The following is a 15,772-nucleotide window of genomic DNA, read 5'->3' as shown; positions in this document are numbered from 1 at the left end:
TTAGCACTTTAAGTGTTCGGACGAGGTCCTTCTGTATGGTGATGTGTTCATCTTCGTAGTTATCGATCATTTTTCCTAAGGCGTTGTTGATGACGTCGAATATGCCTGACTTCTCTAAATTTAGGTGTTCTGAGTCCGTAAGGCGTAAGCACTCTAATAGAGCGGATGGGCATCTATCATTATCGAGTAGTGACATTGCTTCTTCGGTTAGTGGTGTGCAAATTAGTTTCACTGATTGCCTCTTCCTTTTTTAAGACTTGTATGGATGGCTTAAAGTAGCGAGTGCGTCGGTCGATTTTAATATGGCTTATTGCTGTGGTTGTTGGTTTCTTTTAGGGTTTAGTGAGTTTTTTGATGTTTATGGTCTGAGGTGGATGGTATTTTTAATAAGCTTCAGTCTATTTGGTTGCGCGAAAAAGGCGTGTTCTAACACTGTCGTAATCAAGAATGTGCACGTAGAAATAGCTCGCCTAATGTATCAATTGAATGTGCGGTAAAAGTTGAAATAGGAGAGTCCCAGTCATGGTTCTTGACAATCTTTATTTGAAAGCGTCCCTTGGCATCGAATGAAGGAAACCAACCTGCGTCAAGTAAAAAACCATCCGGGTACTCCACCTGAAGCATGTCCTCCTTCAGGATTTGTACTTGATCTTCAATCGCAGAGTCTTCCAGTAATGAAAGCTCATCGTAGGTGATATTGCTTTGTATGAAATCTAACGAAATAATTTGCTAAATTTCCTGAATTCTTGCTTTGAAATAGGGTGGCCGTGAATTGTTTTTTGCGCTTAATCCTATGCGGATCCAGCGGCTCGGAGCCCCCTCGCTTGCGTCGATGCTTTTCGAGTACTCCATGACCTTCCAAGGTTTGCCATTTGTAGTCATCTTGACTTTTTTTATAGGCTTCTCTCTCCAGGCTTTCAATATCTATCCCTAGCCTGCACTTGGCCGGGCCAGATTTTGTCGTTGCCAAAATATCTTTCGGCGGTCCGCGTGGTGTTCGACGATGAGTTTGTCGCCTTGCCAGAAAAACTCCGTGGTGATGCCATCGATGGTTTTGTTGATGCGCCGCCCGAACGGCTCGTCACGGTAACTTGCGGTCTGTCCGTTGGGTTGGGTGATGCCTATCTTACGTGTACTAAATACTCAACGACCAAAGTGTTAGGGTTTTTGTAGAGTTAGTCATATTTTTTCAATACTATAACTGTCTGCAATTACTGTAAAAATACTTTCTATGTGGTCGCTTGTCTTAAAGCAGTAACTTTTCTTGTTTTGTAAGGTGGCAATGCGCTTCACGTTTTGCGAAAAACTAACGTCTTTTTCTTTATAGATGTCGTATATTTCGTGACCGGTCATGTTAACTCCCTTAAAGGCAAGAGGGCTGTGAAAAGTGATCAGTAGGAACTCATCTTGCTGGTTGGTAAAAACGACCAATAATTCGTCACGCTTGCAGGTTACTTGTTGAATGGTTCCCCTAGAGATTTCGAGCGTTTCTGCTCCACGAACTATTTTGTTCAGTGGTTGGTCAGGCTTCCAGAATTTCAAGTCAGAAAAATGTCTTTCTATATCATCCATATCATCATCGCCAAGAGAGTCGTCGAAGTGCTTGGAAATTATCGTTCGGACTTTTGCCAATCGCTGAGTGACGGCGCAATTGTCGATGAAGTCAGTGGTTGCTTTCCGATATTCGTCTAAGGCGCCAGGTTTTTCTCCGTAATAACTGCCCATTTTGTGTAAGGATATTAGTATATATTCAATCTCTTTGAGAGCGTCAAGTGCTTCCTCTCCGGATAGGGTTATTTTTTGATTTTGCTCTAACATTATTTTCTCCTCGTGAACTTAGGGTTGTTTAATATCAGGTTTCCTTTTACGGTTAGCTCCATAGTGTTGTATCTAGGGTTTCTCACGAGTTCTAGTTTTGATTTGAATACGTCTATCTCAATGTAATCTCGGCCCTTGCTTTTGTCGATGTGATATTTGTCTTGTGCGTCTTTAGGGCTCAGTACTTTGTTTTTTGCAGGCTCAAGATAAACTCTGTTGTTATCTTGAGCCAATATCACTCCTTCTTTTTCAATCCCTTTTGAGCCTGCTCTGCTTGTGTAATGCCGTACTCTGACAATGTTGTCTTGTTTTGACGCGGGAGCGGGTAGCGTTGGTTCGCCATCGACAGATTTTGAATGCCTCGTTGGACTCTCAGTGTCGTAGGCTGGTTTACACCCATTTCCTCCTGGGCATTTACTCAAACCTAGCGGATCTACCCACCCCGTCGGGTTGGGCACGTACTGGTAGGCGTTGATCCCACCCGCCAGCTTCACCGGATCCGGCGTCAGGTAACGACCAACATCCTGATTGTAGTAGCGATGGCGGTTGTAGTGCAGTCCGCTTTCCTGGTCGAAGTATTGGCCTTGGAAGCGCAGCGGGTTGTCGACTTTCCCGACTTCGAGTCGGCTGATTTGGCCGTAGGCGCGATAGTGCGCGGACCAGACGATCTCGCCGTCTGGAGCAGTGAGTTCCTGGGGCGTGCCGAGGTGGTCGAGTTGGTAGTGGTAGGGCTTGGTTTCGTTGGGGCCAAACCCTTCCAATAAGGCCAACGGCCGGAAGCTGTCCGGTTCATAGATAAAACTGCGATGGCGATCCGCATGGTGTTCGGCGATCAGTTTGTCGCCTTGCCAGAAAAACTCGGTCGTTATGCCATCAACGGTTTTGCTGATGCGCCGCCCAAACGGGTCGTAGCGGTAACTCGCGGTCTGGCCGTTGGGTTGTGTAATACCGATCAAGCGATGCTGGCAGTCGTAGCGGTACTCGGTAACGAGTTGATGGCCCTTGCCACGCCGTTCACGGATCAGGTTGCCGAAGGCGTCATAGTCGTAGTGCCGGTCGCCCTGAATCATCAACCGATTGCCCGCCACAATGTCCGGGCCGGGGCGGTCGTGCATCAGTAGATTGCCGGCTGGGGTGTGGCCGAAGCGTTCGTGCAGGTCTTGCGAATGGTCGGCGCGGGTGAGGCGGGCTAGTGGGTCGTAGCGGTAGTGGTGTTCGCCTTTGCGGGTGTCGTTGAGGCGGGTGAGGTTGCCGGATTTGTCGTAATCGTAATGGCGTTGGTAGAGGTGGTTTTCCTGTTGGGTGACGGTGTGGGCGTGCAGGCGGTGTTGGTCGTCGTAGTGGTAGTGGCTGAGGAGTTGGCCTTGTTGGCGCTGGTGTTCCTGGCCGGATTTGAAGAGATGCGAGGTCAGTAATGCGCCGTTGAGTTCGACGGTAGCGAGGTCGCCGCCTTTACCGTGGCTAAAAACCAGGCGGTTGTTGTCTGGCAGGCGTAAATGTTGAAGCTGACCGCAGGCGTCATAGCCATAGCGCAAAGTGCCCCAGCCCTGATGCTCGCCGGTGAGGCGGTTTTGCGAGTCGTACTCGTACGCCAGCGCCCAGTGGCCGTCGTCGACGCTGAGGAGGTTGCCCTGGCGGTCGTAGGTGTAATCGACCTTGTTGCCGTCGGGTAGGGTTTTTCGTACGAGTCGGCCGGCGTGGTCGCGCTGGTAAAAGGTAACTAGCTGACTGCTATCGTCGCCGTGTTCGGTTTTTTCCTGCAGGTTGCCGTTGAGGTCGTAGACGTAGGCGGTGCGTTGGCCGTCGAAGCCGATTTCCTGCTGGATCAGGCCGTTGGGGTGGTAGTTGAGCCGGTAGGTTTCGCCGACCTCGTTTTCGATTTCGGTGAGCAACAGCCGAGCGTTGTCGTAGCGGTAGTTGACCTGGCTGCCATCGGCGTTGAGGCGGCGGCTGATCAGGGTGCAGGCCGTCGGCGTATTCGTAGCGGGTGACGTGGCCGAGTTCGTCGCGTTCGGTAGTGATTTTGCCATAGGGGTTGTAGCTGTATTCGCGGGTTGCACCGCCCGGCAACACGATGCGAATCAACCGGCCAACGCTGTCCCACTGATACCCGGTCAGCCCGCCTTGTTCATCCTCGCGGGCAATCTGGCGGCCCAGATCATCGTAGCGATAGCGCTTGGCGCCGCCATTGGGCAGTTGCTCTTCAATGAGCTGGCCGCGTTCGTTCCACACCAGCCGATGACAACTGTGGTCGGGATACCAAACGCCCGTTAGTTGCCCGTACTTGTTGTAGCTGTAGTCCGTCACCTCACCATCGGGATCGGTCCTACGCGTCACGTCGCCCTGGTCGTTACGCTCGTATTTCCAGACCGCCTCACCACGCCGCACCACCCGTACGAAGCCGTTGTCATGCTCGTAGGACGTCGGTTCATCATCTCCCGGAAACAACGCCACCAAGCGTCCGGCATCGTCGTACTGATACGCCGTCACCGCCCCGAGCGGATCCTGCTCGACCGTCAGTCGACCCTTGTCATCGTAGGATTTGAAGTGCTGAGCGCCGTCCGGGTCGATACGCTGCACCAACCGCGCCCGGTCGTCATGCACATACACTTCCTGACTGCCATCGGCGTTATGCACGACCACGCGGCCGTCCTCGCCCCAGGCATACCGCGTATCCATCTGCGAAAAACTGGCCCAGTGCCGGACACAGCGGGCCGCCTTGCCGGAGCGTTCCCATTCCCAGAAGAAACTCGCCCCACCGGCCAAGCCCCGCTCCAGAATGACGTGCTGCTCGTCGTACCGATAAACCTCGCTTTCGCCGACGGCGTTGGTCGCGCAAACCAGTCGGCCCACGTCGTCATAGGCGTAGGAAACAACGTTCTGTTCCGTCACCCATTCGTAAGGCTCATACCCCTTGGCCCGCTGAACCTGGTAATCCACCGCCACAATGCGGCCCAGTTCATAACGCAAAAACAGCGAGCGCCCGACGCCGTTATCCAACCGTGCAATACGCCCCAACACATCCCGCGCAATCCGCAGGCGGTTGTCATACGCATCGCTGATCGAGACCAGCACCCCGTCGCGAAAGTGATAAAACCGTGAGGCCTGGGCCAGCACTAACTCATCCGGCGAAGCCCCCAAATAGATCGCCGCTTCGGCCAGGCTGTTGGTGATCGCCGGTCGCGCCTCGGTAGGCAGCGGAAACTCAGTCGACCGGTTTTCATGGTCGGTCCACACCACCGAATCGCCCGAAACAGAAAGCCGCTGCGCCAGCGAATGACTCCAGCCAAACCCCAGCCCAACATCCACTTCCACCGCGCTGGTGCGGTACAAACGGGTCCACTCAAACGGCAATATCCCGTCCAAAACACCATCGGTGAGGGTGAGCAATTCCTCCCCAGTGACCATCGACACCGGGCAGCCATTGGTCGCTGTTTTGTCCGCCGAAGCCGCCGCATCCCCGTTCGGGTTTTTCCCCGAAACAGGCACATCGTCGACATGCTCTTTTTGCTTCAGCACCGCGTTCTGCCGCGCCCGCCAGCGCATCTGCAGCGTGCCTTGCTTCACTCCACCGACGACCCCGCGCACCGCCACCGCTTTGTAGCGATCCACCGCTTGCATGAACTTCGCAAGAATCGCCAGCACGCTCTGAACAAAACCAACGGCCGCCTTCACAATCTGCGCGCCGTACCTGGCCAGCCGCAGGCTCAGATACGCCACAGCCGCCGCCGGCAATGCGATGGTCAGCACCGCGCCAATCACAAGGTCAATCAGCAGCGACACCACAAACCCAGCGGCCACTTGCGCAATCTCACTGGGCGGCAATGCGTCCAGCCAGATCATCGCCGTGCGCACCAGCAGAAACAGCGCCGCCTCGTCACTGGCGAGCAACATCGCCTGTTCCATGACCTTGGGCGCGTCGGTGGCGATTTGCGCCAATTTGGCGGCCTGATCACCGAGCTCTTCGACGTATTTAAGTGGGTCTTCAAGAACCGCCTGCACCCGCTTGACGCTGTCCCACACGTCCATGATCGCGGCCCAACTGCCCGCCAGCACGCCGCTGCCAATCGCACTCGCGGTGGACTGTTCCCAATAGGGCTTGAAGGTTCGCCACTGCTCGCGAAGCCACTGCTCCAGGTCCGCTGTCAGCCCGGCATAGGAGGTAAACAGTGCATCGACCTGTTCTGCCGACACGCCGCCCTGCACCCGCACTTGATAGCGCCCACCGGCAGCGCAGTGGTGCGAGCCCTTGCCGTGCTCATCCAGCATGACTGGCGTGGAGCTGCCGTCATCCAGCCCGACCACCTCGACCGCAATCCCGCCAATCGGCACGTCATACAGCGACTCGAATTTGCTCTCGATCTTCAGCTCGCCGCCCGCACGGCAGCGGGCCACGGTGGAAAAATCCGCATCGGAAATACTTACCGAACGCTGCGAGTCCCCGACCCGCACCACCCGATCCATCCCCAACAAGGACGGTATATCTGCCGCGTGGCTCACCGAATCCAGCGCCCGCGAATACCAGGCGCCCATCTGCTGGCGATAAATCATCAGGCTCTGATGAAAGCCATCCAGCTCATGTTCGATAGAGGCAATGTGGGAGGCGTGTGTCATCCGTGACGTCTCGGCAGAGGGCAAGGCGTCGGAGTCTGCCGCAGCAAAAAGCGGCTGGATGAACGGTTGGGAAAATCAGAATGGGCTGACGAGCAGGGTGTAAAAGTCGGCGTCAACTTGTGGGCAAGGGCTACTTAAAATAGCGACATTGCGCATAGGAAACAGGGCTTTCCAAGGTGGGAGGAGGGCAGCGTTGTTCGGCTTGCGTTCAGATCTGGGCAAGCCCTTGCACAGATGCGCAAAAAAGCCTGCTTTTCAGGGCAGGCTTATCGCGAATCTCGGCTGACTTACTTCTGATGAGCTGTCAGCGCCGCATACCCATTCATCAAGTTGCGATAGTTGGGAATGCGCTGGGACAACAGGTTGCCCAAGCCTTCGATATCGTTGCGCCAGTCGCGATGCAGCTCACACGCCACCGAGAACCAGTTCATCAACTGCGCACCGGCTTGCGTCATGCGGCTCCACGCGGCTTGCTGCACGGTGGTGTTGAACGTGCCGGAAGCATCCGTCACCACAAACACCTCAAACCCTTCCGCCAGCGCCGACAAGGTCGGGAACGCTACACACACATCGGTAACCACGCCGGCAATGATGATCTGTTTGCGGCCGGTGGCTTTGATCGCCTTGACGAAGTCTTCGTTGTCCCACGCGTTGATCTGGCCAGGGCGAGCGATGTAGGGCGCGTCCGGGAACATCTCTTTCAGCTCTGGTACCAGCGGGCCATTGGGGCCTTGTTCGAAGCTGGTGGTGAGGATCGTCGGCAGGTTGAAAAACTTGGCCAGGTCGGCCAGGGCCAGCACGTTGTTCTTGAACTCGTTGGGCGAGAAGTCCTGCACCAGGGAGATCAGGCCGGTCTGGTGGTCGACCAACAGAACTACGGCGTCGTCTTTGTTCAAGCGGTTATAGGTTGGAGCGCTCATGGTTGAATCCTTTTTTGTTTAGGTTGGTTGGGCGTTGCGTTCAACATGGGCATAGATTAATGGGTGAGCGAAGGGGGATAAATCGGCTGGTAGGTGTCTTACTGTCAACTTAAAAGCGACAATGTGCGTAAGCTGATGGTGTTGGCGTGGGCGAGGTGAATGAGCTGTTGTACAGGCATTGGCATCGATGACCAGTCGCTCCTGCAACGCCAAGCCCGGCCCACTCTTGCAATCAGGCTCCAATCACGCCACTATTGAGAATAGTTTTCATTAGCACGGACGCCTCCCGCTGTGTTTCCTACTCGCTCGGCAAACCAAGATCCCCGCCAGCAGGCGCTCCACCGCTTGTTCGGCGAGCACCACAGCTGGCTGCTCGAACGTCTGCGCCTGCGCCTGCACTGTCGTGAAGATGCTGCCGATATGGCCGCCGAAACCTTTGCCCAGGTTGTGGCGCTGCCGGATCCCCATGCCATTCGCGAGCCTCGGGCGTTGTTGAGCCTCATTGGCAAGCGGCTGATGTTCGCTCGCTGGCGACGCAATGATATCGAACGAGCCTATCTCGACGCCCTTACCTCTTTGCCCGAGCCGACCGTGCCTTCGCCCGAGGAACACTGGGTGGTGATGGAGGCGTTGATGGCGGTCGATCAGTTGCTCGATGGCTTGTCGTCCAAGGCCCGCGCGGCGTTTCTATATAGCCAGATTGATGGCCTGACTTACGCGCGCATCGCCGATGAGCTGGGAGTGTCGGTGACGCGGGTGCATCAGTACGTGGTGCAGGGACTGACTGCATGTTATCGAGCCGTTCCGTGACGACAGTGTCCGCAGCGGCGGCACAGGCGATCGAGTGGTATGCACGGCGTGCTTCGGGCGTGTTCACTGAGCAGGAGCAACAGCAATTGATGCTGTGGCTCGAAGCCGACCCTGGTCATCTGCATGCCTGGCAGACCTTGCAGCGGCAGTTGAGCCGTACGGTGGCACCGTTGGTGCAGCAGCAGGCCGCCGTCCATGCGCTGTGCGATGCCGGGCACAGTCGTCGACGTTTGCTGCGTGGCGCCCTCGGTCTGGGCGCGATGGCTGTCGGTGGGCAGTTGTTGACCATGCCGGGTGGGCCGTTACACGCACGTTTTCGCGCCGACCTGCGCACGTCAACGGCCCAACGCCGTAGTTTCACCCTCGAAGACGGTTCGACCTTGCAACTCAACGCCCAGAGTTCCGTCGACCTGAATTTCAACCCTCTGCAGCGTCACGTCCAGCTGTTGCGCGGCGCGGCCCAGGCCCAGGTGCGAAGTGATCCGGCGCGGCCGTTTGTGCTGGCGTGCCCGTGGGGCGAGGTCTGGCTCGACAGTGGGCAGTGCCTGCTGGCGATGCAGGCCGGCCAGCCACAAGTGTGGGCACTGGAAGGTTCCTTGCAGTTGCGCACGCCCCATGACAGCCAACACCTCGCCGCCGGCGAGGGCCTGGCGTTCGATGGCCACCGCTGGCGGGACCTCCCGTCGCGTTATGTTGACGAGCGCAGTTGGACCAGAGGGATGCTCGAAGTGCATGACCAGTCTCTGGGCCAGGTGGTTGAGCACCTGGCGCCTTACCACCAAGGGCTGCTGCATGTTTCGCCAGCGGCGGCGGTGTTGCGGATTTCCGGGGTGTTCGCCCTGGATGACACGCGTGGCGCGCTGGCCGCGCTTAGGGATGTGCTGCCGTTGCGCATCGATAACTGGCTGGGCGTATGGACGCGAATCGAGCGTGTTTGAGTTTTTTTTCCCACACCCCTGAAAATATCCCGGGCTTGCGTCACATACCTGTTAGACGCGCGTATTCCGCGCACTCGTTTCCGTACTTCTGCGAGCCCGCTCATGCATCCCAACCTCCTTTTGCCGGTGTTTGCCGGCTGCCTGGCCAGCTTTACCCTGCAAGCGGCCGAAACCGTCTATGACTTCAACCTGCCCGCCGGCGCCGTGGGCGCGACTCTGATAGGGATTGGCCAGGTGAGTGGCCAGCAGGTGCTGTTTATTCCGGCTGATGTGGCAGGTCGTCAGGCGCCTGGGGTGCGCGGCCTCCTGAGCGCGCGTGAAGCGGTACGCCAGAGCCTGGTGGGCACCGACCTGAGTGTGCTGGTCACCGCAAGCGGTGCCTTGAGCGTGCAACGAACTGGTGACGGCCTGACCCTGGATGCCACCACCATTAATGCAATCCGTCAGAGCGGGGAAACCGCTGACGCCGGCTATGTGGCTCAACGTTCCTCGGTCGGCACAAAAACCCGCACGGAACTGGTAAAAGTCCCACAATCCGTGTCGGTAGTGACTCGCGAAGAGCTCAACACGCGCAAAAGCGACAACCTCTCCGACGCGCTCAAGTACACCCCCGGGTTCAGCAGCCAGCCCGCCAGTTTCAGCCGCACCGCCGACGACTACACCCTACGCGGCTTCAACGTCGGCGCCGGTACCGGGGGTATCCTGCGCGATGGTATGAAACTGCAATCGAACCCTTACGATGGCAGCGTCGAAGCCTATGGCCTGGAGCGCGTCGAGGTACTCAAGGGCGCCTCGTCCGTGTTGTACGGCCAGCTCTCGCCGGGCGGCATGATCAATACCGTGAGCAAGCGTCCTACCGATACGCCGCTGCACGAAATCGGCCTGGAACTAGGCAATTACGACCGCCGCCAGTACACCATCGACCTCGGCGGCCCGCTGGATGACCAGGGTGAGTTCAGTTACCGCCTGACCGGCCTTTGGCGCGACAGCGGTACCCAGGTTGACCACGTCGATGATGACCGTCGTTACATTGCCCCGGCCGTGACCTGGAAACCCGACGACGATACCTCACTGACCGTCCTCGCCAGCCACCAGGACACCTATACCGGTTTCTCGCCGCCGATGAGCTATGCACTCAGCAGCTACAGCAACACCGCCGGCTATAAGATCGGCCGCAACCAGTTCGTGGGTGAACCCGGCTACGACCACTTCACCAACCGTATGGACACACTCGGCTACCTCTTCGAGCACCGCTTCAACGACAACCTCGCCGTCAACCACAGTCTTCGTTACTTCCAGGCCAATACCAATTGGGACTACCTGATTCCTGTGTCGGTCAGTGGCAGCCGACTGCTGCGCCGCTACAGCGCCCGCGAAGAGCGTTCCACTGGCTGGACCAGCGACAATAACCTCAACTTCACGTTCGACAGCGGGCGCTGGCAGCACGACCTGGTGCTGGGCGTCGACTACTACCACAAGACTTACGATTCGCACCGTTTTATCAGCTCGACCCTGGCCCAACTGGCACCGCCGCTGAACCTGGCCAACCCGCAATACACCGGTGTCGGTGCCAACACCGCCGCCGATACCGGCAGTGACCTGCACAGCAGCCAGGCCGGCATCTACCTGCAAGACCAGATCACCTTTGACGACAAATGGGTACTGCTGCTCGGCGGCCGCCAGGACTGGGCTGAGAGCGTCACCACTACCTTCGCCACTGAGGCTCGTGCCACCCGCAACGACAAAAAAGCCACCGGCCGTGTAGGCCTGGTCTACCTCGCGGACAACGGCCTGGCGCCCTATATCAGCTACAGCCAATCATTCCAGCCGGCCAGCGTCAGCAACCCGGCCTTCGGCAACGCGTTTGCCCCGCTGGAAGGCGAACAATACGAAATCGGTCTGCGCTACCAGCCTCCCGGCACCGATACCCTGCTCAGCGCCGCCGTCTACCAGCTCGACCAGGACAACTCACTGAGCCTCGACAGCCTCACCAACACCTACGTGCAATATGGCAAGACCCGCTCTAAAGGCCTGGAGCTCGAAGCCAAGGGCAACCTCACCGAGAACCTTCAACTCAGTGCCGGCTACGCCTACACCGATACCCACGTACTGGAAGACAAGACCGCGAGTAACGTAGGTAAGCGCATCGAGGGCGTGCCCTACAACACCGCGAGCCTGTGGGCCAGCTACCGCTTGGCGAGCCTTGGTCTTGAGCGCTTGCGCGTGGGTGCTGGCGCCCGCTACATAGGAACTACGCGGACGACACCGAGTGTTTATGACGGGAAAATTCCGGCTTACACGCTGGTAGATGCGCTGGTTAGTTATGATCTGGACAGCCATTGGCAGCTGCAGGCTAAAGCGCAGAACCTGTTTGATAGGAAGTATCTGTATTGCAATACCACGTGCCGGTATGGCGATGAGCGTAGCTTGATTGGTTCGGTTACGTATAAGTGGTGATAGCCCGCAGAGTGGGCATCTGTTGGCGGGTGAGCACGCATTCGCAAATTGCGATATTCCTGACTGGGCAGGTAAGGGGAGCTACGAGAGTGGCTTTCAAAAAGGCATTAAAAAGCCGGCTTGTGGCCGGCTTCTCGGGGACTGCCTCAGCTTGTTTTTGACAAGCCTCACCAGCCTTCAAATCGCTCAGCCCACGTTGCGTCGGGCTGAATAGTAGGGGCATCCGCGGGAACTCCTCCGCTTCGCCGAGCAGGGTGGATAAGCGTTTGCCACCCCCTGCCAAATGTGCGGCGCATAATACCCACATTCATTTCAAATGCCCACCTCCGGATCCGACTTAGAGCCTTCCCAGCCCAAAAGATGCTCATCCAGCGGCACGGGTGGACGGCGGTTGTTGAGGGTGGACCACCAGAATACCCAGCCGACGATAGTGAAGTTCTGTTCGAAGCGTTCCTCGTAGGTGAGGTATTCGTCCGGGTGTTCGCCGGCGTTGTGGCTACGCATGCGAAGGCCACCTCCCGGCCGGTTGTAGAGGTATTTGATGCGCAGCATGCCGTCGTGTTCGACGGCGTAGATTTCACCGTCGATGATTTGGGTGCGGCCTTTGTCGATGGCGAGGGTGGCGCCTTGTTGGATGATGTCGATCATGCTGTTGTCGACCATGTAGGCGCCTAGCGCGCGGTCGGGGTTTACGTTGAGCGCGTCGAGGGTGTGCAGGGCGACGCGGATGCGTTCGGTTGAGGTGAAGGTTTGGTGGAGGGGGATCTCCACGTCGAGTTTTTCTGGAGGGCAGGCAGGGCCTGTGAGGTACTTTCCGCTTCCTTCGCGGGTGGTGGGCAGTCCTTTACGTGTTTCCGGGCCTTCCAGGAGGAAGTTGGCCGGTGGGTGTTTGGGGCCTTCGCCGGTGCGCAGCCAACGGCTGGAGACGCAGAGCAGTTCTGCGAACTCGTTGAGTCGGCCCATGGGCACGCCGCGTTTGAACCAGTTGTTCACGTGTTGAGGCGTGACGCCGCGGTTCTTGGCGAAGTCGGAGGCGGAAAGATGCACTTCCCGTAACAGCGCTTTTAATCGATCACCTGATGTATTCATAAACGCAGAGTTTACTGGCCGAAAAAACCATTCAAATAAACCATGCGTTGAATTGCGCGTGTAGGTTTTTACTTAGTTGTGGCTTGATCTTTCAGTTGTGCAACTTAGGTCAACGTTATGTGTTACGCGTTTAACTGGGAGTTTAATTTTTTTCATAAAAAAGCCCCGAGCAGTCGGGGCTTTTTAACTTGCCTGGGCAAGAGGAGCAGGTATCAGCCTTTATAGGCAGCGACCGACTTCATGATCTCGGCGCGGGCGGCGTCTGCGTTGCCCCAACCGTCGATCTTCACCCATTTGCCTTTTTCGAGGTCTTTGTAGTTTTCAAAGAAGTGCTTGATCTGTTCCAGCAGCAATGGCGGCAGATCGGTGTATTCCTTCACGTCCACGTACAGCTGGGAGAGCTTGTCGTGCGGGACTGCGATCACTTTGGCATCGCCGCCGCCGTCGTCGGTCATGTTCAGGATGCCGACTGGGCGTGCGCGGATAACCGAGCCTGGGGTAACCGGGTAAGGGGTCACCACCAGCACGTCGAGGGGATCACCGTCGTCAGCCAGGGTGTTAGGGATGAAACCGTAGTTGGCCGGATAGAACATCGGGGTGGCCATGAAACGGTCAACGAACAGGCAGTCGCTGTCTTTGTCGATTTCGTATTTGATCGGCGCGTGGTTGGCCGGAATCTCGATGGCGACGTAGATGTCGTTCGGCAGGTCTTTGCCAGCCGGAATCTTGCTGTAGCTCATTGGGCGTTGCCCCCGTAGTTGGCCATATGACATGGCCGGATTGGCCTAAAAGTGGCGGCGATTATAGGCATATTCTGACGCCGATGCCATGCGCCAGACGTCGTACGGTCATTCGTCTTGTGGCTGATAACGTGGGTCGTGCGCCTGCAAATGGTTCAGGCGGGCCAGGGGATCCTGGCGATAAAAGCGGCTGAGCTGGGCGTACACCTGTGGATAACGGTTGACCAGTAAATCCGGGGCACTGAAAAAATATTCACTGGTCACGGCAAAGAACTCCGCCGGGTCTTGCGCCGCATACGGGTCTATGTCGGTTTCGGCATCCGGGTCGGCGTCCAACTGGCGATTGAGATCATCAAACGCGTTTTGCATCACGCTGGCCCACTCCTGCACGCGCATGTCGCTGTGCAGCGGCGGCAAGCCATTGGCGTCGCCGTTGAGCATGTCGAGCTTGTGCGCCAGTTCGTGAATCACCAGGTTGTAGCCTTCCCACTGGCCGCTGGCGAGCACGCCGGGCCAGGCGAGGATCACCGGGCCTTGTTGCCAGGCTTCGCCGCTGTGTTCGCCGTCCCACTCGTGTTCCACGCCGCTGGCATCGCGATGGCGCTGGGGGCTCAGGAAGTCGTCGGGGTACAGCACGATTTCGTGGAAGCCCTGGTACCAATCGAGATCGCCAAGGTGCATCAGCGGCAGTTGCGCCTGGGCGGCGAGCAGCAGGCGTTGCTCCTGGTGCAGCTTGACGCCGAGCAGTGCGGTGAGGTGTTTTTCGGCGAGAAATACTACGCAGGCTTCGCGCAGCCACTGGTCCTGCTCGGCGCTGATGCCGTCGAGGAAGGTCAGGTGGTGGCGCACCCGTTGCCAGGTGTCATCGGCAATCGGGTTCTTGGCCAGCAGTCGCCGGCGACGCCAAGCGCTGAAGGACCACATGGCCGGTTACTGCTGCTTGGCTTCGGAGGAGGTACGGCCAAAGCGGCTGCGCAATACGCTGATGATCATCGGCACCAGCGACAGCAGGATGATGAACACCACCAGCAGCGACAGGTTTTTCTTGATAAACGGCACGTTGCCGAAGAAGTAGCCCAGGGTCACCAGGCCGCCGACCCAGAGGATGGTGCCCAGCACGCTGAAACCGAAGAACCGCGGGTAGGGCATCTTCGCAATGCCGGCAACGAATGGCGCAAAGGTGCGCAGGATCGGCAGGAAACGCGCCAGGGTCACGGTTTTACCGCCGTGCTTGTCGTAGAAGTCGTGGGTTTTTTGCAGGTAGTCGCGGCGGAAGATTTTCGAGTTCGGGTTGTTGAACAGGCGCTCGCCGATGGTTCGCCCGATCACGTAGTTGGTGCTGTCACCGAGGATCGCCGCCAACATCAACAGACCGGCCAGCAACACCGGGTCCATGCCACCACCTGCAGCGACGGCGCCGGCGATAAACAGCAAGGAATCACCCGGCAGGAAGGGCATGACCACCAGGCCGGTTTCGCAAAAGATGACCAGAAACAGGATGGCGTAGATCCACGGACCGTAATTGGTTACCAGCAGGTCGAGGTAAACGTCGAGATGCAGGATAAGGTCGAGCGGGTTGAAATCCATGGATGACACCTGTGTGAACGGCCCGGCTCTGCAGGCCTGTGCGGAAGCTCGGGTAATAAGGCTACACCGGTATGCCGTATTTTCTTACAACCCTGAAAGGTCCGCATTATACGGATTGAACTGTGAAAAGCGTGTGGGTTTTGTAGCGAAGAGTGTCGTGGTGCACGGCGTGGGAACCGCTGGAGACTCAACTGTGGGAGGGGCTTGCTCCCGATTACGGTGGGTCAGTTATAAATAGTCTGACTGGCCCAGCGCAATTGGGAGCAAGCTCTCTCCCACGGGGATATGCGGTGTTTGGTCTGTCGAACTTAATCCTCGCTGATCGGCAGGGTGTAGTTCTTGAACTCCGTGTCTTCGCGAAAACCGATCGACTCATAGGTCTTCTGCGCCACTTCATTGTCACTGCTGGTAGACACCCGCAGCCGCACCGCGTGGGTCTCCTTGGCCATTTTTTTCGCCGTGCGCATCAGGTTGTCCGCCACCAGTTGCCGGCGTGCGTCCTCGGCTACATAGATATCGTTGAGGATCCACACCCGCTTGAGCGACAGCGACGAAAAGCTTGGGTACAGCTGGCAAAAGCCCAGCAGTTTTTTGTCGTCATCATCGGCCAGGGCCAGGTAAATCACCGACTCCTTGCGGCGCAGGCGCTTTTCCAGAAAGGCCCGCGACGAGTCCGGGAAGGGCAAGGCCCCGTAAAATTCACGGTATTTGACGAACAGGGGGGTCAGCAGGTCCAGGTGTTCCAGGGTCGCTTGAGTAATCCGCATGCCAGGCCTCGACTTCCAAAGGGGTATGACCA

Annotated in this window: 10 protein-coding genes and 1 pseudogene; 3 read left to right on the top strand and 8 right to left on the bottom strand. The window is 57.4% G+C overall.

Going from position 1 to position 15,772, the window contains the following annotated elements; all coding sequences use genetic code 11:
- Window positions 1-1,179: 1,179 nt before the first annotated feature.
- From AB4O25_RS15270 to ycaC, 3 genes and pseudogenes are all read right to left on the bottom strand, one after another.
- Window positions 1,180-1,818, bottom strand: coding sequence for a hypothetical protein (locus tag AB4O25_RS15270; RefSeq protein ID WP_460149732.1), 639 nt, complete (start codon window positions 1,816-1,818; stop codon window positions 1,180-1,182).
- A pseudogene (locus AB4O25_RS15265) lies at window positions 1,818-6,432 on the bottom strand (RHS repeat-associated core domain-containing protein). Before AB4O25_RS15265 ends, AB4O25_RS15270 begins: the two are co-directional and overlap by 1 nt.
- A gap of 287 nt (window positions 6,433-6,719) precedes the next feature.
- Window positions 6,720-7,352 (bottom strand): isochorismate family cysteine hydrolase YcaC, encoded by a 633-nt coding sequence (gene ycaC / locus AB4O25_RS15260; protein ID WP_017528971.1) that lies wholly within the window; start codon window positions 7,350-7,352, stop codon window positions 6,720-6,722.
- Between the two features lie 345 nt (window positions 7,353-7,697).
- Between ycaC and AB4O25_RS15255 the strand changes: the two genes are divergently transcribed.
- From AB4O25_RS15255 to AB4O25_RS15245, 3 genes are all read left to right on the top strand, one after another.
- Entirely contained in the window at window positions 7,698-8,162 is a 465-nt protein-coding gene (locus tag AB4O25_RS15255; RefSeq protein WP_241665023.1) for a sigma factor-like helix-turn-helix DNA-binding protein, read from the top strand.
- Window positions 8,159-9,100: a FecR domain-containing protein gene (locus AB4O25_RS15250; protein ID WP_223496187.1), complete on the top strand. Its 942-nt coding sequence runs from the start codon at window positions 8,159-8,161 to the stop codon at window positions 9,098-9,100. The genes AB4O25_RS15255 and AB4O25_RS15250 overlap by 4 nt, the downstream gene beginning before the upstream one ends.
- Window positions 9,101-9,202: 102 nt before the next feature.
- On the top strand, window positions 9,203-11,557 hold the full coding sequence (locus AB4O25_RS15245) for a TonB-dependent siderophore receptor (RefSeq protein WP_460149730.1): 2,355 nt from the start codon (window positions 9,203-9,205) through the stop codon (window positions 11,555-11,557).
- Window positions 11,558-11,869: 312 nt separating this feature from the next.
- Here the strand turns inward: AB4O25_RS15245 and AB4O25_RS15240 are convergent, their stop codons facing one another.
- The 5 genes from AB4O25_RS15240 to AB4O25_RS15220 form a co-directional block, all read right to left on the bottom strand.
- Window positions 11,870-12,646 (bottom strand): LexA family transcriptional regulator, encoded by a 777-nt coding sequence (locus AB4O25_RS15240; RefSeq protein WP_065876724.1) that lies wholly within the window; start codon window positions 12,644-12,646, stop codon window positions 11,870-11,872.
- Between the two features lie 212 nt (window positions 12,647-12,858).
- Window positions 12,859-13,386, bottom strand: a complete 528-nt coding sequence (gene ppa / locus AB4O25_RS15235; protein ID WP_003176323.1) for an inorganic diphosphatase — start codon at window positions 13,384-13,386, stop codon at window positions 12,859-12,861.
- A gap of 108 nt (window positions 13,387-13,494) precedes the next feature.
- Complete coding sequence (locus AB4O25_RS15230; protein WP_460149729.1) at window positions 13,495-14,310, bottom strand: M90 family metallopeptidase; 816 nt, start codon at window positions 14,308-14,310, stop codon at window positions 13,495-13,497.
- A gap of 6 nt (window positions 14,311-14,316) precedes the next feature.
- Window positions 14,317-14,973 (bottom strand): DedA family protein, encoded by a 657-nt coding sequence (locus AB4O25_RS15225; RefSeq protein ID WP_017528965.1) that lies wholly within the window; start codon window positions 14,971-14,973, stop codon window positions 14,317-14,319.
- 308 nt (window positions 14,974-15,281) lie between these two features.
- A complete protein-coding gene (locus AB4O25_RS15220) occupies window positions 15,282-15,740 on the bottom strand; it encodes a GNAT family N-acetyltransferase (protein WP_017528964.1) in 459 nt (152 codons plus the stop codon).
- Window positions 15,741-15,772 lie beyond the last annotated feature (32 nt).

This window comes from Pseudomonas sp. S3_A03 (assembly GCF_054668275.1).
Note: the sequence above shows the minus strand (reverse complement) of the source record. Positions and strands in the feature narration are given on the sequence as shown.

Bases quoted from the DNA above. Each gene is read 5' to 3' on its own strand.
- AB4O25_RS15270 (WP_460149732.1), bottom strand. From the start codon at position 1,818: ATGTTAGAGCAAAATCAAAAAATAACCCTATCCGGAGAGGAAGCACTT.
- ycaC (WP_017528971.1), bottom strand. From the start codon at position 7,352: ATGAGCGCTCCAACCTATAACCGCTTGAACAAAGACGACGCCGTAGTT.
- AB4O25_RS15245 (WP_460149730.1), top strand. From the start codon at position 9,203: ATGCATCCCAACCTCCTTTTGCCGGTGTTTGCCGGCTGCCTGGCCAGC.
- AB4O25_RS15240 (WP_065876724.1), bottom strand. From the start codon at position 12,646: ATGAATACATCAGGTGATCGATTAAAAGCGCTGTTACGGGAAGTGCAT.
- ppa (WP_003176323.1), bottom strand. From the start codon at position 13,386: ATGAGCTACAGCAAGATTCCGGCTGGCAAAGACCTGCCGAACGACATC.
- AB4O25_RS15230 (WP_460149729.1), bottom strand. From the start codon at position 14,310: ATGTGGTCCTTCAGCGCTTGGCGTCGCCGGCGACTGCTGGCCAAGAAC.
- AB4O25_RS15225 (WP_017528965.1), bottom strand. From the start codon at position 14,973: ATGGATTTCAACCCGCTCGACCTTATCCTGCATCTCGACGTTTACCTC.
- AB4O25_RS15220 (WP_017528964.1), bottom strand. From the start codon at position 15,740: ATGCGGATTACTCAAGCGACCCTGGAACACCTGGACCTGCTGACCCCC.